General features: G+C 72.2%; 21 protein-coding genes. 9 read left to right on the forward strand and 12 right to left on the reverse strand.

The window, feature by feature from the left end; all coding sequences use genetic code 11:
- Window positions 1–20 precede the first annotated feature (20 nt).
- Window positions 21–860 carry a LysR family transcriptional regulator gene (locus ACFYUV_RS47720; protein WP_387682127.1) on the forward strand — a complete coding sequence of 280 codons (840 nt, stop codon included), beginning with the start codon at window positions 21–23 and terminating at the stop codon, window positions 858–860.
- Window positions 861–866: 6 nt separating this feature from the next.
- Here ACFYUV_RS47720 and ACFYUV_RS47725 read toward each other — a convergent pair whose 3' ends face one another.
- Window positions 867–1,547, reverse strand: a complete 681-nt coding sequence (locus tag ACFYUV_RS47725; RefSeq protein WP_387681957.1) for a DNA alkylation repair protein — start codon at window positions 1,545–1,547, stop codon at window positions 867–869.
- On the reverse strand, window positions 1,544–2,215 hold the full coding sequence (locus ACFYUV_RS47730; protein ID WP_352363105.1) for a TetR family transcriptional regulator: 672 nt from the start codon (window positions 2,213–2,215) through the stop codon (window positions 1,544–1,546). Before ACFYUV_RS47730 ends, ACFYUV_RS47725 begins: the two co-directional genes overlap by 4 nt.
- Before the next feature lie 98 nt (window positions 2,216–2,313).
- On the opposite strand from ACFYUV_RS47730, the gene ACFYUV_RS47735 reads away from it, so the two are divergent.
- The 3 genes from ACFYUV_RS47735 to ACFYUV_RS47745 all read left to right on the forward strand — a co-directional run bounded on the left by ACFYUV_RS47735 (window position 2,314) and on the right by ACFYUV_RS47745 (window position 5,741).
- Entirely contained in the window at window positions 2,314–3,468 is a 1,155-nt protein-coding gene (locus tag ACFYUV_RS47735) for an acetyl-CoA C-acetyltransferase (protein WP_387681961.1), read from the forward strand.
- 124 nt (window positions 3,469–3,592) lie between these two features.
- Window positions 3,593–5,071 carry a glycoside hydrolase family 3 protein gene (locus ACFYUV_RS47740; RefSeq protein WP_387681964.1) on the forward strand — a complete coding sequence of 493 codons (1,479 nt, stop codon included), beginning with the start codon at window positions 3,593–3,595 and terminating at the stop codon, window positions 5,069–5,071.
- A gap of 4 nt (window positions 5,072–5,075) precedes the next feature.
- Window positions 5,076–5,741, forward strand: coding sequence for a pentapeptide repeat-containing protein (locus ACFYUV_RS47745; protein ID WP_387681967.1), 666 nt, complete (start codon window positions 5,076–5,078; stop codon window positions 5,739–5,741).
- An 81-nt stretch (window positions 5,742–5,822) separates the two neighbouring features.
- Here ACFYUV_RS47745 and ACFYUV_RS47750 read toward each other — a convergent pair whose 3' ends face one another.
- The 4 genes from ACFYUV_RS47750 to ACFYUV_RS47765 are packed head-to-tail and all read right to left on the reverse strand — an operon-like array spanning window position 5,823 to window position 9,079.
- Window positions 5,823–6,845, reverse strand: a complete 1,023-nt coding sequence (locus tag ACFYUV_RS47750; protein WP_387681970.1) for an NAD(P)H-dependent flavin oxidoreductase — start codon at window positions 6,843–6,845, stop codon at window positions 5,823–5,825.
- Window positions 6,842–7,591: a CoA-transferase subunit beta gene (locus ACFYUV_RS47755; protein WP_387681972.1), complete on the reverse strand. Its 750-nt coding sequence runs from the start codon at window positions 7,589–7,591 to the stop codon at window positions 6,842–6,844. Before ACFYUV_RS47755 ends, ACFYUV_RS47750 begins: the two co-directional genes overlap by 4 nt.
- A complete protein-coding gene (locus ACFYUV_RS47760; RefSeq protein ID WP_387681975.1) occupies window positions 7,578–8,354 on the reverse strand; it encodes a CoA transferase subunit A in 777 nt (258 codons plus the stop codon). Before ACFYUV_RS47760 ends, ACFYUV_RS47755 begins: the two co-directional genes overlap by 14 nt.
- Window positions 8,351–9,079 (reverse strand): enoyl-CoA hydratase family protein, encoded by a 729-nt coding sequence (locus ACFYUV_RS47765; RefSeq protein WP_387681977.1) that lies wholly within the window; start codon window positions 9,077–9,079, stop codon window positions 8,351–8,353. The genes ACFYUV_RS47760 and ACFYUV_RS47765 overlap by 4 nt, the downstream gene beginning before the upstream one ends.
- 46 nt (window positions 9,080–9,125) lie before the next feature.
- Between ACFYUV_RS47765 and ACFYUV_RS47770 the strand changes: the two genes are divergently transcribed.
- Both ACFYUV_RS47770 and ACFYUV_RS47775 read left to right on the forward strand, forming a co-directional pair.
- On the forward strand, window positions 9,126–9,854 hold the full coding sequence (locus tag ACFYUV_RS47770; RefSeq protein ID WP_387681980.1) for an SDR family oxidoreductase: 729 nt from the start codon (window positions 9,126–9,128) through the stop codon (window positions 9,852–9,854).
- Between the two features lie 9 nt (window positions 9,855–9,863).
- Window positions 9,864–10,793 (forward strand): SDR family oxidoreductase, encoded by a 930-nt coding sequence (locus ACFYUV_RS47775; protein ID WP_387681983.1) that lies wholly within the window; start codon window positions 9,864–9,866, stop codon window positions 10,791–10,793.
- Window positions 10,794–10,803: 10 nt separating this feature from the next.
- Here the strand turns inward: ACFYUV_RS47775 and ACFYUV_RS47780 are convergent, their stop codons facing one another.
- The 3 genes from ACFYUV_RS47780 to ACFYUV_RS47790 are packed head-to-tail and all read right to left on the reverse strand — an operon-like array spanning window position 10,804 to window position 13,052.
- Window positions 10,804–11,874, reverse strand: coding sequence for a hypothetical protein (locus ACFYUV_RS47780; protein ID WP_387681986.1), 1,071 nt, complete (start codon window positions 11,872–11,874; stop codon window positions 10,804–10,806).
- Window positions 11,871–12,368, reverse strand: coding sequence for a SigE family RNA polymerase sigma factor (locus ACFYUV_RS47785; protein ID WP_387681989.1), 498 nt, complete (start codon window positions 12,366–12,368; stop codon window positions 11,871–11,873). The genes ACFYUV_RS47780 and ACFYUV_RS47785 overlap by 4 nt, the downstream gene beginning before the upstream one ends.
- A 36-nt stretch (window positions 12,369–12,404) precedes the next feature.
- Window positions 12,405–13,052: an NIPSNAP family protein gene (locus ACFYUV_RS47790; RefSeq protein WP_387681992.1), complete on the reverse strand. Its 648-nt coding sequence runs from the start codon at window positions 13,050–13,052 to the stop codon at window positions 12,405–12,407.
- Window positions 13,053–13,267: 215 nt separating this feature from the next.
- Between ACFYUV_RS47790 and ACFYUV_RS47795 the strand changes: the two genes are divergently transcribed.
- From ACFYUV_RS47795 to ACFYUV_RS47805, 3 genes are all read left to right on the forward strand, one after another.
- The gene (locus ACFYUV_RS47795; RefSeq protein WP_352319902.1) at window positions 13,268–13,525 is read left to right on the forward strand and encodes a hypothetical protein; all 258 of its coding nucleotides are present in this window, start codon (window positions 13,268–13,270) and stop codon (window positions 13,523–13,525) included.
- 32 nt (window positions 13,526–13,557) lie between these two features.
- Window positions 13,558–13,815, forward strand: a complete 258-nt coding sequence (locus ACFYUV_RS47800) for a hypothetical protein (protein ID WP_352363132.1) — start codon at window positions 13,558–13,560, stop codon at window positions 13,813–13,815.
- A gap of 90 nt (window positions 13,816–13,905) precedes the next feature.
- A complete protein-coding gene (locus tag ACFYUV_RS47805; RefSeq protein WP_358298475.1) occupies window positions 13,906–14,721 on the forward strand; it encodes a hypothetical protein in 816 nt (271 codons plus the stop codon).
- On the opposite strand, the gene ACFYUV_RS47810 is transcribed toward ACFYUV_RS47805, so the two are convergent.
- From ACFYUV_RS47810 to ACFYUV_RS47820, 3 genes are read right to left on the reverse strand one after another with little or no spacing between them, the layout of a single operon-like run.
- Window positions 14,722–15,468 (reverse strand): SDR family oxidoreductase, encoded by a 747-nt coding sequence (locus ACFYUV_RS47810; protein WP_387681996.1) that lies wholly within the window; start codon window positions 15,466–15,468, stop codon window positions 14,722–14,724. It lies immediately after the preceding gene.
- A gap of 34 nt (window positions 15,469–15,502) precedes the next feature.
- Window positions 15,503–16,708, reverse strand: a complete 1,206-nt coding sequence (locus ACFYUV_RS47815) for a hypothetical protein (RefSeq protein ID WP_387681999.1) — start codon at window positions 16,706–16,708, stop codon at window positions 15,503–15,505.
- Window positions 16,709–16,736: 28 nt separating this feature from the next.
- Entirely contained in the window at window positions 16,737–18,032 is a 1,296-nt protein-coding gene (locus ACFYUV_RS47820) for a DUF2252 domain-containing protein (RefSeq protein WP_387682001.1), read from the reverse strand.
- Window positions 18,033–18,054 lie beyond the last annotated feature (22 nt).

Below are 18,054 nucleotides of genomic sequence, written 5' to 3' on the forward strand. Positions count from 1 at the left end.
ATCATCGATAAGTGCTGCTTATGCTCAAGGAGATCCACTGCTTCCTCCTGGTCGCCGAGCGGCTCGGCTTCTCGGCCGCCGCCGCCGACCTGGGCATGTCGCAGCCCGCCGTGAGCCAGGCCATCACCCGGCTCGAACGCGCCGCCGGGGTCAGGCTCTTCGAGCGCAACGCCCGCGAGGTGCGGTTGACCGCCGAGGGGAAGGGGCTGCTGCCGTACGCCCGGCAGGTGCTCGACTCGGCCCAGGCGTTCGCCGCTGAAGCCGCCAGACTGGCCCGGCCGACCATTCACCTGGCTTATCCACCGCTGGTGGGCACGCTCGCCGCGCGCATCGCCAGACGGCTGGCCGGCCGCGCCCCGGCGATCGGCGTGGAACTCGTCGTGGCCGGACGGGGCGCCGCGGCCCGGGCGCTGGGCGGCGGGGAGGTCTCGGCCGCGATCCTGGCCACGCCGGCGCCCGCGCAGTTCGTCACGGCGGCCCGCTTCCACGTGTCCGTGGACCATCTGGCCGTCCCGCTCGGGCACCGGCTGGCCGGGCACGGCAGGGTCACGCCGGACGACCTGGGCGGTCAGGTGCTGCTGACGCCGGGGAGCCGGCCGTGGGCGGGGCTGCCGGGGCGTGCGCGGATGGTGGCCGACGACGACTTCGCCGCCGCGCTCGACCTGGTGGCCGCCGGGGCGGGGGTGCTGCCGATCCCGCAGCTCCTGGTCAGGTCCGTCAGACGGGACGACGTGCGGTTCGTGCCGCTGGAGGCGGGGGAGCTGCGCATCACCTACGCGCTGGCCTGGGCACGGGAGCGGGTGACGCCGGAGCTGATGGCGCTGGTGCAGGCGGTGCAGGACGCGCTCTGGACCAGATGAGGACGGCTAACTCACGGGCAGGTTCTTCAGGGCCTCGCGGCGGCTCAGGCCGGAGATGCCCTTGGCGCGGACATACCGGATGACTTCGTCGGGGTTGGTCTTGGCGTACTCGCGTAAGGACCAGCCGATGGCCTTGCGGGCGAAGAAGTCGGTGTCGGACAGGCTGGGCTCGATGCAGGCGTATAAAAGGGCCGTGTCGGTGCGGGACTTGAAGCGGTTCTGGCACAGGATCGCCGTGCGGCGCTTCCACAGGTCGGCGTCGGCCGCCCACTCCAGCATGAGCGGGCGCATGGTGTCGGGAAAGGCCGCCAGCAGGTCGCCGACGCGATGGGTGGCCAGCTCGTCGACCAGGTCCCACCAGGCGCCGGTGACGATCATCTCCTCGTACATCGGCACGGTGTAGAGGGTCTGGAAGTCGCGGTAGTAGCGGTGGCCGGTCAGCTCGACGGCGGCGTAACGCTCCTCGCGGTATTCGGCCTCCCGCCACAGCGAGAGCACCGCGCGCCGCCACTCGGGCGCGGAGTCGATGCGGTGGCGGGCGAACACCCGCCGCAGCGCCGCCCGCCTCGGCGTGGCCTGCACGCCGAGGAAGGGCATCTCCGACTTCATGTACGCGCGCATCGGCTCGGCCTTGTCCGGCTCGGCGACCTCCTCAAGGGCCAGCCGCACCGCCTTGCCGAGGCTCATCCCTGACGCTGGGTCGTGCGCTCGCCGGTGGCGAGCCCGTCGAACAGCACCGTGATGTAGTGCTCGGCCAGCGCGGTGGTGTTGAGCCTGCCGCCGGGACGGAACCAGCGCACGGCCACCCAGATGGTGTCGCGGATCATCCGGTAGGTCAGCTTGGGGTCGACGTCGGCCCTGAACAGCCCGGCCGCCTGACCGGCCTTGATCTGGGTCACCCAGATCTGCTCGACCTCGTCCTCGGCCTTGACCAGGTAGTTGAAGCGCTCGAACTGGCGCAGGTAGTTCCAGTCGTTCTGCATGACGGTGATCGCGGCGCGGTGGGGCTCCAGCGTGCCGAAGCCGATGCGGACCATCTCCGACAGGACCGTGCGGGCGTCGGAGCTGGTGTCGACGGCGGCGCGGTAGCGGGCGATGAGGTCGTCGAGGAAGGTGGACAGCACCTCGTCGACGATCGTCTCCTTGGAGTCGAAGTGGTGGTAGAGGCTGCCGGACAGGATGCCCGCCTCGTCGGCGATCTCGCGTACGGTCGTGGCCTGGAAGCCCTTGCGCGCGAAGAGCTCCGCGGCGAGTTTGACGAGGTGGTCGCGCCGCTCTGAGGCCGCCCCAGTGGAGGAGGCGCGCTGGCGCTTCGCCGGTGACGTGGTGGTGCCGGAGTTCTTTCGCGTGGTCACGTTTCCCATTATGAGCCCTCAGACAATCGCTTGTTCACACGTCAGGCCCAGCTCGTAGGGCATTATCTTGCTTACCAAGCGCTTGTTAGGATGCAGGGATGAACGAGGCTTACATCGTCGCCGCCGTCCGTACCCCCGTCGGGCGCAGGAACGGCGGGCTGGCCGCGGCCCACCCCGCCGACCTCGGCGCGCACGTGCTCCGCGAGCTGATGGACCGCGCGGACGCCGACCCCGCCGCCGTCGAGGACGTGATCTTCGGCTGCGTGGACACGATCGGGCCGCAGGCCGGGGACGTCGCGCGTACCTGCTGGCTGGCCGCCGGGCTGCCCGAGGAGGTCCCGGGCGTCACCGTCGACCGCCAGTGCGGCTCCTCGCAGCAGGCCCTGCACTTCGCCACCCAGGCCGTGCTGTCGGGCACCAGTGACCTGGTGGTGGCGGGCGGCGTGCAGAACATGAGCATGATCCCGATCTCCTCGGCCATGCTGGCGGGCCGGCCGCTCGGGCACGAGACCCCGTACGCCGGGTCCAAGGGCTGGTCCGCCCGCTACGGCACGGCGGAGGTCTCCCAGTTCGCCGGGGCCGAGCAGATGGCGGTGGCCTGGGACCTGTCGCGCGAGGACATGGAGCTCTACGCCTACGAGTCCCACCGCCGCGCGCTGCGGGCCGTGGACGAGGGGCGCTTCCGGCGCGAGATCGTCCCTTATGAGGACGTCGCCGACGACGAGGCCCCCCGCCGGGACACCACGCCGGAGAAGATGGCCGCGCTCCGGCCGCTGACCGAAGGGGGGCGGCTCACGGCGGCGCTGGCGTCCCAGATCTCCGACGGCGCGGCGGCGCTGCTGGTCGCCTCGCCCCGGGCCGTACGCGACCACGGGCTGACCCCGCGCGCCCGCGTGCACCACCTCTCGGCGCGCGGCGCGGACCCGATCATGATGCTCTCCGCGCCCATCCCCGCCACGGCCCACGCCCTGGGCCGGACCGGCCTGGCCATCGACGACTTCGACGCGATCGAGATCAACGAGGCGTTCGCCTCCGTCGTGCTGGCCTGGATCAAGGAGACCGGCGCCGACCCGGCCCGGGTGAACCCCAACGGCGGCGCCATCGCGCTCGGCCATCCGCTCGGCGCGACCGGCGCGGTCCTGACCGTGAAGCTGCTGCACGAACTCGAACGCACCGGCGGCCGGTACGGCCTGCAGACGATGTGCGAAGGCGGGGGACAGGCGAACGTCACCGTCATCGAACGCCTCGGCTGAAAGGCTGCGCCGCGCAACTGAAGTGAGCATTTGCGGCAATGGTTGAATAAGACACGGAAGGAACCGGGCTGACATCAGAAAATGCCTCTAGCAAATAGGAAACTTTCCTATTAGATTTCGGGTCATGCCCCTCAGCGGTGACCTTCTTCGCCTCGCCGACGCCGTCCTCCTCCCTGGTTTCGCGGGACAGACGCCTCCGGACTGGATCCGCCGCCGACTCGGCGAGGGACTGGCCGGCGTGGTGCTGTTCTCCCGCAACATCGCCGACCCCGCGCAGGTCGCCCGGCTCACCGCCGCGCTGCGCGCGGAGAACCCCGCGGTGCTCGTCGGCACCGACGAGGAGTCCGGCGAGGTCACCCGGCTGGAGGTGAGCACCGGCAGCAGCCGTCCCGGCGGGTACGCGCTCGGCGTCGTGGACGACGTCGGCCTCACCGAGGCGCTGGCCAGGGACATGGGCGGCGAACTGGCGGCCGCGGGCATCACGATCGACTTCGCCCCGTCCGCCGACGTCAACTCCAACCCCGACAACCCGGTCATCGGCCTGCGCTCCTTCGGGGCCGACCCCGCGCTCGTCGCCCGGCACACCAGGGCGTTCGTCCGCGGCATGCAGTCGGCCGGGGTGGCCGCCTGCGCCAAGCACTTCCCCGGCCACGGGGACACCACCGTCGACTCCCACCACGGCGTGCCCGTGGTGGCCGACGCCGGCATCGAGGAGGCGCTCGTCCCGTTCCGGGAGGCGATCAAGGAGGGGGTCAGGTCGATCATGACCGGCCACCTGCTCGTGCCCTCCTACGACGCCGAGCTGCCCGCCACGCTCAGCCCCAAGGTCCTCACGGGCCTGCTGCGCGAGGAGCTGGGCTTCCAGGGAATGATCATCACGGACGGCATAGAGATGGCCGCGGTGTCGGGGGCGTACGGGATCGGGGGCGCCTCCGCCCGCGCCATAGCCGCGGGGGCCGACGCGATCTGCGTGGGCGGCGAGCGGGCCGACGAGGCCACCGCCGTCGAGGTCCGCGACGCCATCGCCGCCGCCGTGACCGAAGGACTGCTGCCCGAGGAGCGACTGGCCGACGCCGCACGCAGGGTCCGCGAGCTGGCCGCCTGGACCACCTCCTCGGGCAGCCCCGTACCGGAGGACGGCTACCTCGGGCTCTCCGCGGCCCGCCGGGCCGTCCGCGTCACCCGCAGGTCCACGGCCCCCGTGCTGCCGCTCACCGGGGCGGCGCACGTGGTCGAGCTGACGCCCGAGATGAACCTGGCCATCGACAAGGGCACCCCGTGGGGCGTCGGCGAGCCGCTCGGACGGCTGCTGCCCGGCACCGCCGTCACCCGGCTGGCGGCCGGGGACACCACCGGGGCCAGGCTGGAGCGGCTGATCGGCGAGGCGGCGCAGCGCCCGCTGGTGATCGTGGTCCGCGACGCCCACCGCTACGCCTGGCAGGGCGAGGCGCTGCGGCACCTGCTCAGCGCCCGGCCGGACGCCGTCGTCGTGGAGATGGGCCTGCCCGCCCGCTCCGACCTCGGCGCCGTGCACATCGCCACGTACGGGTCGGCGCGGGTCTGCGGCCAGGCGGCGGCGGAGGTGCTCACCGGTACGCTGTGACACCGTGATCCTCGACGGCGAAGACCTCTCCCACAGCCGCCCCGCCCTCCCCGACGACGGCCCGCACGTCTTCCGCGGCTGCGACCTCACCGAGGCCGACCTGTCCGGAGCCGCGCTGGCCGGCGCCCGCTTCGAGTCCTGCGTGCTCGACGGCGCCGACCTGCGCAAGGCCGACCTCGACGGCGCGGTCTTCGCGGGCGGCGGCGGCATGCGCCCGAGGTTCAACGACGCCGACCTGATCGACGCCATGTTCACCGACGTCGACCTGTCCTCGGCCCAGTTCGGCGGCGCCCTGCTCACCGACGCCTCCTTCCAGGGCTGCCGCATGATCGGAGCCGCGCTCACCGCCTCGCGCGGCACCGGCTTCAAGGTCGCGCGGTGCAACCTGACGCTGGCCAACCTCGGCGGCTGCTCGCTGCGCGGCGAGTTCATCGAGGGCGTGCGCTTCGACGACGCCGACCTGTCGGGCTGCGACTTCACCGAGGCCACCTTCAGCGACTGCCGGCTCATCGGCACGCGGCTGCTCAACACCACGTTCGCCAAGGCCGACCTGCGCGGCGCCGACCTCGGGCAGCCCGACGACGCCAAGCTGCGCGCCTTCGCCGGCGCGATCATCAACCAGACCCAGGCGAACGCCATCCTGCTGGCCCGCGGCATCACCGTCCTGTGAGCCAGGCTCCGCGCGAGCCAGGCTCCGTGCGGGTCAGGCTCCGTGCGGGTCAGGCGTCGTGCGGGTCAGGCGTCGCGTGGGTCAGGCCAGGCGTTTGCGTGCCTCCTCGGCCTCGGACATCACCCGGCCGATCAGCTCGGCGCACGACGGCAGATCCTCGATCACGCCCACCACCTGACCCGAGGCCATCACCCCGAGATCGGCCCGGCCGTCCACCATCGCCGCGCGCAGCAGCATCGGCGTGTTGGCCGCCTGGAGCACCTGCGCCCAGGTCAGCTCCCGGCCGCGGCGCATCCGCCGTCCCTCGCGGACCAGCGCGCCCCACGACAGGCCGGACAGCCGCCGGAACCGGGCGCCGTTCAGCACCGCGCGCAGCAGCCGCGACCGTTCCAGCGAGGCCACGAACGGGGTGCTGAGCACGCGGTGCGGCACGCCGTCCACCCTGGTCGTCACGACGGTCTCGCGGGCGGCCAGGTAGACGTCCTTGACCGCGCCGGGCACCGGGGACTCGCGGGTGAGCAGGAACCGGGTGCCCATGGCGATCCCGCACGCGCCGTAGGCCAGCGCGGCGACCAGGCCCCGGCCGTCGAAGAAGCCGCCCGCCGCGATCACCGGGATGTCCACCGCGTCCACGACCTGCGGCAGCAGCAGCGTGGTGGCCAGCGGGCCGGTGTGCCCGCCGCCCTCGCCGCCCTGCACGATCACCGCGTCCACCCCCCACGCGGCCACCTTCTCGGCGTGCCTGCGCGCCCCCACCGACGGGATCGTGACGACCCCCGCGTCCTTGAGCCGGGCGATCAGCTCGCGCCGGGGCGCCTGGGCGAACGACGCCACCCGCACGCCCTCCCTGATCATCACCGCCACCCGCTCGGCCGCGTCGTCGGCGTCGGAGCGGATGTTCACCCCGAAGGGGGCGTCGGTCCGCTCCTTGACCCGCCTGACCGCCGCCGTCATCTCGGGCACCGACATGGTGGCGGCGCCGATCACGCCCAGCCCGCCCGCCGCCGAGACGGCCGCGGCCAGCCGGGCGCCCGCGACGTACCCCATGCCGGTCTGGACGACGGGATGGCGGCAGCCGGTGAGCTCGGTCAGCGCCGTCCTCACCGGGCCACCTCGCGGTCGCGCGCCCGGCCGGGATCCAGCCGGTCCAGGACGGCCAGCTCGGCCGCGTCCGGCTCCCGCGTCGTGGGCACCTCCGGCGGGACGACCAGGTCGAAGCCGGTGGCGGCCAGCACGTCGGCCACGCTCACCCCCGGATGCGTGGACACCAGGCGCATCGAGCCGTCGGGCGTGCCGAAGTCGAGCACCGCCAGGTCCGTCACCACCCGCCGCAGCTCGTACGCCCCCCGGTCGGTGCCCAGCCCGCTCACCATGTCCACCTCGGGCACGAACACCCGCCGCGAGTGCCGCGGGATCCAGTAGCTCGTCGGGTCGCACCGCGTGTTCCCCGGCGCCCCCCGCACCCCGAGGAGCTGCGCCTTGGGACGGGCCCAGTCGCCGATGCAGGAGATGTTGCTGTTCCCGTGCCGGTCGATCTGGCTCGCGCCGAGCATCACGTGCCGGCGGCCGTTCAGCACCAGCCACAGGTGCTCCCGGAACGGCAGCCACCCCTCCACCACCCCGGGCGCCGCCCCCAGCGCGGGCACGTCGCCGGTGAGCAGGCAGACGCCGTCGGAGGTGAGCAGATCGGGCTCGAACGTCAGCCGGGCCAGCCGCGCGGCCAGCACCGTGATGGCCCCGCCGATCCCGGCCGCCAGGATCTCCCCGTCTCCCCTGAACGCCTCCGCGCAGGCCAGCACGCACACGTCAGCCCTGCTCACCTCAGTCCTGCTCGCCTCAGCTCTGGTCATCGACGCCGCCCTCCACGTACCGCCGCTGCCGCTCCTCGTCGCGCCCGTAGTCCGGCTCGCACGAGGTGAACCCGGCCCCGCCGGGCGCCTCGACCACGCCGGTCACCATCGACCGGCTGATCAGCAACGACTGCACCGGCCCCTCCTTCAGCAGGTCGGCGGTGTCCACCAGCCGCTCGCAGGACACGTAGCAGCGCCCGGCCGCCTTGGCGTACAGGTCGTCGAAGTACGGGTCGGGGCCCAGATACTGGGCGTTCCCGCGGGCGTCGGCCCGGTTCAGGTGCACCAGCGCCACGTCCATGGTCAGGGCGGGCACCGCGACCAGCTCCTCCCCGTCCCCGTACGGCGAGCGCACCGTCCGCAGCTCCGGGTTGACCCGCAGCACGCCGGACCCAAGGCCCGCCCGCGTCGGCAGGAACGGCAGCCGGTGCGCCGCCGCCAGCAGCCCGAACATGAACATGCCCTCGTCGTACTCGGTGAACTCGACCGTGCCGGCCTGCCTGGCCGCCCGGAAGTGCGGTTCGAGGGGGATGGAGTCGAGCGTGACGAACGGCGCCACCACCCGGCGCACCTTGCCCGCCGCGCACAACATGCCGACGTCCGGGCCGCCGTAGGAGACGACCGTCAGATCCCGGACGGACGTCCGCAGCAGGCCGCCCACCAGGGCCATGGGCTTGCGGCGCGAGCCCCAGCCGCCGATCCCGACCGTCATCCCGCTCTCCACCGAGGCCGCGACCTCCTCGACGGACATCACCTTGCTCATCGGAACCGCTCCCTGTGCTCGTCGCCCATGCCCATGAGGTTCAGCTCGAAGGTGAAGCCCTGCTCGAAGCGGTAACTGCGCCGCACGTCCACCGGGTCGATGCCGTTCAGCGACTCCTTGGCGCGGCGGATGACGTACGGGTCCTTGGCCGCGATCAGCCCGGCCACCTCCATCGCCGCCGCGCGCAGCTTGTCGCGCGGCACCACCTCCAGCACCGACCCGAACGCGTGCAGCTCGGCCGCCGTGACGTTCCGGCACGTGTAGACCATGGCCCGCATCAGGTGCTGGGGCACCAGCCGGGCCAGGTGCGTGGCCGCCCCGAGCGCGCCGCGGTCCACCTCGGGCAGCCCGAAGTAGGCGTCCTCGCTGGCCACCACCACGTCCGCGTTGCCGGCCAGGCCGACGCCGCCGCCCAGGCAGTGCCCGTGCACGGCGGCGACCACCGGCACCTCGCACTCGTAGACGGCCGCGAACGCCTCGAAACACTGCCGGTTGGCGCCGACGAGCGCCGTGTGCCCGGGATCGGCTTGCATCTCCTTGATGTCCACGCCGGCGTTGAACCCGCGGCCCTCGGCCCGCAGCACCACCACCCTGGTCGCCGGGTCGCGCCCGGCCGCGCGCACCGCCGCCGCCAGGTCGGCCCAGCCCTGGACGGTCAACGCGTTCACCGGCGGCACGTCCACCACGACCTCGGCGACCGGCCCGTCCCGCAGTGTGATCCCCATCGCGCTCCCTGGTCGCACCTAACGCTTGCTTGGTACGGTAGCACCCGTGACGGTCACTTACGACTACACGGGCAGGTCCGTGCTGGTGACGGGCGGCACCCAGGGCATCGGCGCGGGCATCGCCAGGGCCTTCCGCGCGGCCGGCGCCGACGTGACGGTCTGCGCCAGGAAGGACCCCGGCCCCCTGGACGGCCTGCGCTTCGTCCAGGCCGACGTGCGCGTCCCGGCGGACGTCGAACGGCTGGTCGCCGGGTTCGACCGGCTGGACGTGGTGGTCAACAACGCCGGCGGCTCGCCGCCCGCCCCCGTGTCGGGCACCTCGCCGCGCCTGCACGCCCGCGTCATCGAGCTCAACCTGACCGCCCCTCTGCTGGTCTCCCAGCGGGCCCACCCGCTGCTGGCCGCCGCCCGCGGGGCGATCGTGATGATCGGCAGCGTCAGCGGCGCCCGTCCCTCGCCCGGCACCGCCGCGTACGGCGCCGCCAAGGCGGGCCTGCACCACCTGGCCCGCTGCCTGGCCGCCGAATGGGCCCCCGAGGTGAGGGTCAACTCGGTCGTGGTCGGCCTGGCCGACACCACGGCGGCCGAGCGGTACACCGGCCGGGGCCGGGCGGACGCCGCCATCCCCGCGGGCCGCCCCGCCACGCCCGCCGACGTGGCCGCGGCCTGCCTGTGGCTGGCCGCCCCCGGCTACGTGACCGGCGCCGAGGTACGGGTGGACGGCGGCGGCGAGATCCCCGCCTGGCAACACCTAGCTTCTGACGATATTTCTTGATATCTGTGCATGATCCCCTTGGGAGGTCTTGTGGGCATTTGCGCTGGCCGCGTGGTGATCGTGACAGGCGCCGGACGCGGCATCGGCAGGCAGCACGCCCTGGAGTTCGCCCGGCAGGGCGCCCGCGTCGTGGTGAACGACCTCGGCACCGCCCGCGACGGCGGCGGCGCGTCCGCCGGCCCGGCCCACGAGGTCGTCGCCGAGATCGAGGCCCTCGGCGGCCGGGCGGTGGCCAACTGCGACGACGTGTCCGACTGGGCCGGCGCCGCCCGGCTGGTGAAGACCGCCGTCAGCGCGTACGGCCGGCTGGACGTCCTGGTCAACAACGCCGGCTTCCTGCGCGACCGCATGCTGGTCTCGATGACCGAGCAGGACTGGGACGACGTCGTCCGCGTGCACCTCAAAGGCCACTTCCTGCCGCTGCGGCACGCGGCCGCGTACTGGCGGGAGCGGTCGAAGGCGGGCGAGGAGGTGTCCGGCAGGGTGGTCAACACCTCCTCGGGCGCGGGCCTGATGGGCAGCGTCGGCCAGGCCGGCTATTCGGCGGCCAAGGCCGGGATCGCCGCGCTCACCCAGGTCGCCGCCGCCGAGCTGGCCCGCTACGGCGTCACCGTCAACGCCATCGCGCCGGCCGCCCGCACCCGGATGACCGAGGAGGTGTTCGCGGCGACCATGGCCAGGCCGCGGGCCGGGTTCGACCCCATGGACCCGGCGAACGTCGCCCCGCTCGTGGTCTGGCTCGGCTCGGCGGCCTCCGCGCACGTGACGGGCCGGGTCTTCGAGGTCGAGGGCGGCACGATCGCGCTGGCCACCGGCTGGCGCCACGGCCCCGCCGCGGACCGGGGCGCCCGCTGGTCGCCGGAGGAGGTGGGCGAGGCCGTCGCCACGCTCCTGGAGGCCGCGCCCGCCCCCGAGCCCGTCTACGGCGCGGCCCCCTGATCCCCGACGGCTAGCGGACCAGCCCGGGCACGGACGTCTGGCCGTCCCCCCGCAGCGCGAACAGCTCGGTGGCGCGCCCCGAGTCCACGTCCACCGCGTAGACCACGGCGACGGCGCGGGGGTCGTCGTCCGGATAGGCCAGCAACGTCACCTCGCGGGGGGACGTCCAGCCGCCCAGCTTGGCCGGCCGCAGCCCCTCGGCGAGCCCGGACGGCCTGACCCGGCGCTCCGCGCCTCCCTTGACGTCGAAGACGACGATCGTGCCGTCGCGTTGCACCATGGGCTCGCGGTTCCGGTCGAGGGTCGTGCCGACGCGGGCGATCGTGCGACCGTCCGGGGCCAGGGCGCTGAAGTCGTAGGTGTGCTCCGGGACCGTCACCGGGTCGCGGCCGAGCACCCACAACGCCGTGGTGTCCCCCTTGGCCCTGGCCAGCACGACCGGGCCCGTCCCGTCGGCCACGCTCACCGGCCAGGAGCCCTTCGGCAGGGAGGCCGACGTGCCGCCCAGCACGTCCACGAGCAGGGGCGCGCCCGTCGCCGACACCACGAACCGCAGGCCGCCGGGGGAGAGCCGCAGCGCGTACTCGGCGGCGAAGTCCTGGTCGTCCTGCTGCAGCGGCGACGTCCACATCTGGCCGCCGGCCAGGTCCCGGACGACGATCGCGTGCCTGCCGGGGCTGTAGTAGGCGATCCGGCGCCCGTCGGCCGTCGCCTCGACCGGCCCGTTCCGCGGCCCGTCGGTCAGCTCGTACGTGGCGCCGTCCCGGGTCACCAGCCGCCACGGGCACGCCGGGCCGCCGGTGCGGCACATCGGCCGGTAGAACTGCTCGACCGGCGCGACCCCCTTGGCGGGCAGCGGAAGGGCGGTGGCCGCCGGCGGGGTGAGCACGATCGGCGGCGCCGGACGCGCCTGCTGCAGGAGCACGACGCCGCCGCCCCCGATCACGCAGACCGCCGCCGCGACGCTCACGGCCAGGCGGGTCGCGCGCCTGCGCCGGGCGCGCAGGACGGCCCGCGCCCCCAGGTCGACGACCGGCGCCTGCTCGGCCAGCGCGTGCAGGTCCTCGCGCAGCGTCTTCATCGGTACACCTCCGCGGGGGTGAGGGCGCGCAGCTTGGACAGCGCGTAGTGCGTCTGGCTCTTGACCGTGCCGAGCGAGACGCCCATGAGCCGGGCGGTCTCGTGCTCGGTGCGGTCCTCGTAGAAGCGCAGCACGATCACCGCGCGCTGTTTCGGGGTGAGCCGGGCCAGCGCCTTGAGCAGGGTCAGGCGGCGCACGGTCGCCTCGTCGTGCGCGTGCCCGCCGGACTCCGGCAGCTCGGCGGCGGGCACCTCGGGCCGCCTGCGCCGGCGCCAGGAGATGGTCTGGTTCACCAGGGCCCGGCGCGCGTACGCCTCGGGGTTGCCGTCCTCGGCGAGCTTGCCCCAATGCGAGGCGACACGGGTGAGGACCGTCTGCAACAGGTCCTCGGCGAGATGGGGGTCTCCGGTGAGCAGATACGCGGTCCGCATCAGCGACTGCTGACGGGCGCGTACGAACTCGTGGAACCCCTCGTAGCGGTCCATGTAGGACATCAACTCCGCCGAGGGCCCGAAAGTTGGAAGAAGTCGTCAGCGCATCGACGACCGGGCGGTGGGACGCAGGCGCAGCCGCACCGGCGGCGCGGTCAGGTCCAGCATGGACAGGTCCGCCGGGCGCTCGTCCTCGGGCCGGGCGAACCGGGTGAACCACACGAACACGTTCTCCCCGGTCCGGACCGGCAGGCGGGGGAAGGTGTTCTCGGCGTGCTCGCTCTCCAGGCAGCCGACCGGCGGCGTCCCGGCCTCGGCCAGCGCGGGCGCGACCTGACCTGCGAAGAACTCGGCGAAGCCCTCCCCGACGTGGCAGATCGTCGCGACGTACAGGGCGGCGGGCGGCTCGGCGGCGCCCGCGGGCGGCCGTTCCCAGGAGGGCAGCTCCGGACCGGACGGACGGAGCAGCAGCACGTCGTCGGAGTCGATCATCGTGGCGTTGGCGGCGTCGCGGTGCGCCCGCCAGACGGGGCCGTCGTAGAAGCCCTCCAACGCCGTCCGGCGCGCCTCCATGTCGGGGAAGGCGCGCAGCCAGGTGAAGGTGTCGGGCGCGTCGGGATCGCGGAAGGTGCCCGCGACGCGCATGCCGAGCGCCTCCTGCGGCTCGACGAACTCGCGCTCGAACAGCGTGATCAGGGTGTCGCGCCGTCCTGGGTGAAGGGTGTACCGCCGTAGTTCGTAGATCATGGCCGGACGTTAGGTCTGGATCACTGCCACCTCATGTCAGCGTCGGCGGCGAACAATGTTCTGATAACTGTGTGCTACCGAACGGCAACGCAGAGTTATATAGTCGCATTGACCTTGATCCCAATGGGTCACAGAAGGTCAAAAAGAGGGCGGCGGCTGCCCAGGGCCCTGGCGTCCGCCGCCTCGCAGGGGTCCACACCGGTGAAGGAGCAGAAGTGATCAAAAGGCTGTGCGCCGCAGGTGCCGTGCTGGCCGCGGCCGCCGGCGTCGCCATGGCGGCGGTTCCCGCCCACGCTGACACCTGGTCCGACAACTGGAGCAGCAACAGCGACTCGTCGCAGTCGGGCAACAACTTCGGCGACGTCTCCGCGGCCAACCGTGGTGGCTGGGACTCGACCAACGTCAACAACATCAACGGCGTCGCGACCACCGCCACCGACGGCGGCATCGCGGTGACCTACATCTTCTACTGACCTCCGTACAGCTCCGAGGAAGGGACATCGACATGATGAAGAAGCTCTGCGTGACCACCGGCGCCGTCGCCGCGGCCGCCGCCCTGACGCTCCTGTCCGCCCCGGCCCACGCCGACGTCACCGCGGGCAACTCCAGCTCCAACCACGACACCTCCCAGTCGGGCAACAACTTCGGCAACGTCGTGAACGTCAACGTGAGCGGCACCGACGCCACCAGCGTCAACAACGTCAACGGCAACGCCACGACCGCCACCGACGACAGCCACGCCGGCACCAGCGTCGACTCCTAGCCAGGCCCGGGGGCGCCCTCCGGCGCGGAGAGGGCGTCCCCGTGCGGGCCGGGTCGAGGCGGCCCGGCCCGCCCCCACTACCATCCCTGGATGACGAACTGTGCATATGTCACCTTTGATGACCCAACCGGCCAGGACGACGAGCGTGACCTCGCGCTCTCCCACTGGCACGCCAACGGCATCGAGGGCCGCGCCGAACGCTGGGACGACCCCGCGGCCGACTGGAGCGCCTACGACGCCGTCGTGGTGCGATCGGCCTGGGACTACATCGACCGGCGCGCGGAGTTCCTGGCCTGGGCCCGCCGCGTCGAGTCCGTCACCAAGCTGCTCAACCCGGCCGTCGTCCTGGAGGGCAACACCGACAAGACGTACCTGAGAGACCTGGGCGTGCCGACCGTGCCGACCCATTGGTCCGCCCACGACCTGCCCGACTGGCCCGAGTACGTCGTCAAGCCCGCGATCTCCGCCGGAGCCCGCGACACGACCAGGACCACCGACCGCGACAAGGCGGCGGAACTGGCCGCCGCGCTCCAGGCCGCGGGGCGGCAGCCGATGGTCCAGCCCTACCTCGACATGGTGGAGTCGGAGGGCGAGACCTCCCTGCTGTACTTCAACGGCCGCCTCAGCCACGCCGTCCGCCGCCATCCGATGCTGGCGGCGGGGACCACCCTCGACTACAACGCGCGGGCCGAGCTCCGCACCCCGGCCCCGGACCAGGTCGACCTGGCCGAGAAGGTGCTAGCAGCCATTCCCCACGCCCTTCTCTACGCCAGGATCGACCTGGTCCGGCTGTCCGACGGCACGCCGGTGGTCATCGAGCTGGAGCTGACCGAGCCGTACCTGTTCCTGCGGTACGCGCCGGACGCCCCGGCGAACTTCGCCAGGGCTCTGGGGGAGCTGGTCTGATCAGCAGGAGATCCCGCCGTCCACCGGGATGACCGTGCCCGTCAGGTACGACCCCGCCCGCGAGGACAGGAAGACGGCCGCGCCCGCCATGTCGTCGGGCCGGCCGATCCGTCCCAGGGGCACGGTCGAGGCGATGGCGGCGCGGGTGGAGGGGTCGTCCAGGGCGAAGGCCATCATCTTGGAGTCGAACGGGCCGGGGGCGATGGCGTTGACCGTGATGTGCTCCTTGGCCAGCTGCCTGGCAAGGTGGCGGGTCAGCATGTGCACGGCCGCCTTGGTGGAGGAGTAGGCGTAGCTCTCCAGGGCGGGCACCCGGATGCCGTCGATCGAGCCCACGTTGATCACCCGGGCCGGGTCGTCCGGGTCGGCCGCCTGGCGCAGGTTCGGCAGGAACTTCTGGGTCAGGTAGAAGACGCCCTTGACGTTGATGTCCCAGAGCTTGTCGAAGGCGTGCTCCGGATACTCCTCCAGAGGCGCGCCCCAGGTGGCGCCGGCGTTGTTGACCAGCACGTGCAGCGGGCCGCCCACCGCCGTGACCAGCGTGTCCACCCCCTCGGGCGTGGACAGGTCGGCCTGGACGGCCGTGCAGCCCAGCTCGGCGGCGGTCTTGTCGACCTCCGCCGCCTTGCGTGCCGATATGACGACGGTCGCGCCGGCCGCCACGAACCCGGCGGCGATCATGCGGCCGATGCCGCGCGAACCGCCGGTGACGACGACCGTCTTGCCTTCCACCGAGAACAGACTCATGTTCCGGAAGCATGCCATACCGACTGGTCGGTTACTAGCTGCCCTCGTCCTTCACCCAGAGTCGCAGCAGGCCCCGGAAGTGCTCGGTGAACCGCTCGCGCTCGCCCGCCGGGTACGTGGCCGCCACCGTGTCGACCAGTAACCGGTCGAACTCCGGCCCGGCCACCCAGTCCAGCACGATCTCGTCGATGTGCCCCAGATGCGTACGGCAGAACTCCTCGTACCGGTCCACCTCGAAGTACCGGTCGGCCAGCTTGCGGTACTGGGCCAGCCGTTCCCCGTAGTCGCCGGTGACCTCGAAGTAGTCGTGCGTCTCCAGGTCGATGCGCGGGCGGCGGCGGGTGGCCACGCAGAACACGCTCCACTTCACCAGCGCCTTGATCGCCCAGGGGAAGTAGTAGTGCAGGCTGGTCAGGGCCACGTCGGGGCAGGCGTTGGCGTAGTCGATCGGGTGCACGTCGGCGCCCTTGACCAGCGTCTCGCAGGAGTTGAACTCCCAGCGGAAGAACGCGTTCACCAGCCGCCCGACGGTGACGACCTCCTCGCCCACGGACGGTGAGAGGAACTCGTGGTCCACGGCGTACCGGGCGTGCATCGGCTCGTCGGGGCGGAAGCGCATGACCATGGTCTCCGCGCCGATCGACAACGACCTGGCGAAGGCGTCGTACCCCTCGACGGACTGCTGGAGGTGCATGAGCATCTCGCCGCTCTGGTCGTAGGCGCGGTGCAGCTCGTCGCGGTCGCGGACGCGGGAGACGCCCCGCCAGGCGCCGCCGTCGTACGGCTTCATGAACAGCGGATAGCCGATGCGCTCGGCGACCGCGTCGAGGTCGAAGGCCCGGTTGTAGCGCTCGGCGGTGTAGGCGTAGCGGGAGTTGTCCAGCGGGTTCTTGTACGGCACCAGCACCGTCTCCGGCACCTTGAGCCCGAGCCGCATCATCGCGCAGTAGGCCGCGTGCTTCTCCATCGACTGGAACGTGAACGGGCTGTTCAGCAGATAGACGTCGTCCATCATGGCGATCTTCTTCAGCCACTCGCGGGGGTGGTAGTACCAGTACGCCAGCCGGTCGATCACCAGCTCGTGGCGTGGCTTGGCACGCAGGTCGAACGGCTCGATCGTGATGCGCTCGACGTCGAACTCGCCCACCCCCTTGATCGGCCCCAACCGGCGTAACACGGCCTCGAACGCCGCCGGCCAGTCCTCCTCGGTCCCCAGCAGCAGCCCAATGAGATGACGCACGATGCTCCTCCGCGGCCGCCGCGAGGGCTCACAGGCCGGGCAGGCGACCGTTCCTGAACAGGTCGACGAACCGTTGATGGTCTTCACGAGCCTGTGCCCCATATCGGTGGGCGAAATCCACCAACATGCCGATGAATCCGGATTGATCGCCGTTAATGACCGCGACGATCGCCTCCTCCGTCGAGAAGTCCACCAGGTCGTGGCTGGACTCGTCGTCGGCCACCGAGTGCATGCGCGCCACCGCCCGTCCCAGGTCGCGCATGATGGAACGCAGCTCGTCGGGCTCGTTGACGTCGTCCCAGTCGAGGTCGGCCGAGTACGGCGACACCTCGGCCACGAGCTGGCCCACCCCGTCTAGCGAGGCGTACCCGAGCCAGGGGTCGGCGTAGGCCTGCAGCGCCCGCTGCGACTCGGCCGTGCGGTGGCCCTGGTGCAGGAAGTAGGAGGCCGCCTTCTCGTTGTCGACGTACCGGGCCACGGCCGGCGCCTGGGCCTGCTTCATGTAGAGGATGACGTCGTTCTCCAGCGCCTGCGAACGCCCCTCCAGCAGCAGGTTGTACGACGGCAGCCCCGCCGACCCGATGCCCACGCCCTTGCGCAGCGCCACGTCCTTGACGACGTGCTCGACCGGGCTGGACGGCGTGGGCAACGTCCCCAGGTAGCCCTCGAACGCCGCCAGCACCCGCTCCCGGGTCGCCGCGTCGACCTCCTCCCGGCCGTCCATGAGGGCGAAGCGCCGGTCGTAGTCCTCGATCACGGTCTCCACGTCGAGCATCGCCACCCGCGTGCTGAGCCGCGCCGTCTGCAGCACCCGGTGCAGCACGCCGCCGGTGGTCTCCAGGGTGAGCGAGCCGATGGCGTCGTCGCCGCCGGTCGCGATGCCGTGCAGCTCGGCCAGGTACGCCCGCGCGAACTCGGTCACCAGCGCGCTGATCGTCTCGTCCGACAGCGCCTTGGCGTAGCCGATCAGCGCCACGCTGGCGGCGAAACGCTTGAGGTCCCAGACGTAGGGGCCGACGTAGGCCTCGTCGAAGTCGTTGACGTTGAAGACCAGCACCCCGGAGGCGTTCATGTACGTGCCGAAGTTCTCGGCGTGCAGGTCGCCGTGGATCCACACCCGGCTTGTGGGCTCGTCGAGGTAGGAGCCGTCGGCGAAGTCGCCGGTCAGGTCGGCGTAGAACAGGCCGGCGCTGCCCCGGTAGAAGGCGAAGGGGGAGGCCGCCATCTTGCGGAACTTGCGCCGGAAGGCGGCCGGGTCCCGTTTGATCGACTCGCCGAACTCGCTGATCAGGACGTCGAGCAGGAAGGAGGAGCGTGTGCCCATGCAACGGACGGTAGCCCGCCCG

Source organism: Nonomuraea sp. NPDC003560, assembly GCF_042878785.1.
GTDB lineage: Bacteria > Actinomycetota > Actinomycetes > Streptosporangiales > Streptosporangiaceae > Nonomuraea.

What these genes read in the sequence shown, in the direction of transcription:
- ACFYUV_RS47720 (WP_387682127.1), top strand. Translation starts at nt 21, where the DNA reads ATGCTCAAGGAGATCCACTGCTTCCTCCTGGTCGCCGAGCGGCTCGGC.
- ACFYUV_RS47725 (WP_387681957.1), bottom strand. Translation starts at nt 1,547, where the DNA reads ATGAGCCTCGGCAAGGCGGTGCGGCTGGCCCTTGAGGAGGTCGCCGAG.
- ACFYUV_RS47735 (WP_387681961.1), top strand. Translation starts at nt 2,314, where the DNA reads ATGAACGAGGCTTACATCGTCGCCGCCGTCCGTACCCCCGTCGGGCGC.
- ACFYUV_RS47740 (WP_387681964.1), top strand. Translation starts at nt 3,593, where the DNA reads ATGCCCCTCAGCGGTGACCTTCTTCGCCTCGCCGACGCCGTCCTCCTC.
- ACFYUV_RS47755 (WP_387681972.1), bottom strand. Translation starts at nt 7,591, where the DNA reads ATGACCAGAGCTGAGGCGAGCAGGACTGAGGTGAGCAGGGCTGACGTG.
- ACFYUV_RS47760 (WP_387681975.1), bottom strand. Translation starts at nt 8,354, where the DNA reads ATGAGCAAGGTGATGTCCGTCGAGGAGGTCGCGGCCTCGGTGGAGAGC.
- ACFYUV_RS47765 (WP_387681977.1), bottom strand. Translation starts at nt 9,079, where the DNA reads ATGGGGATCACACTGCGGGACGGGCCGGTCGCCGAGGTCGTGGTGGAC.
- ACFYUV_RS47775 (WP_387681983.1), top strand. Translation starts at nt 9,864, where the DNA reads ATGATCCCCTTGGGAGGTCTTGTGGGCATTTGCGCTGGCCGCGTGGTG.
- ACFYUV_RS47780 (WP_387681986.1), bottom strand. Translation starts at nt 11,874, where the DNA reads ATGAAGACGCTGCGCGAGGACCTGCACGCGCTGGCCGAGCAGGCGCCG.
- ACFYUV_RS47785 (WP_387681989.1), bottom strand. Translation starts at nt 12,368, where the DNA reads ATGTCCTACATGGACCGCTACGAGGGGTTCCACGAGTTCGTACGCGCC.
- ACFYUV_RS47790 (WP_387681992.1), bottom strand. Translation starts at nt 13,052, where the DNA reads ATGATCTACGAACTACGGCGGTACACCCTTCACCCAGGACGGCGCGAC.
- ACFYUV_RS47800 (WP_352363132.1), top strand. Translation starts at nt 13,558, where the DNA reads ATGATGAAGAAGCTCTGCGTGACCACCGGCGCCGTCGCCGCGGCCGCC.
- ACFYUV_RS47805 (WP_358298475.1), top strand. Translation starts at nt 13,906, where the DNA reads ATGACGAACTGTGCATATGTCACCTTTGATGACCCAACCGGCCAGGAC.
- ACFYUV_RS47810 (WP_387681996.1), bottom strand. Translation starts at nt 15,468, where the DNA reads ATGAGTCTGTTCTCGGTGGAAGGCAAGACGGTCGTCGTCACCGGCGGT.
- ACFYUV_RS47820 (WP_387682001.1), bottom strand. Translation starts at nt 18,032, where the DNA reads ATGGGCACACGCTCCTCCTTCCTGCTCGACGTCCTGATCAGCGAGTTC.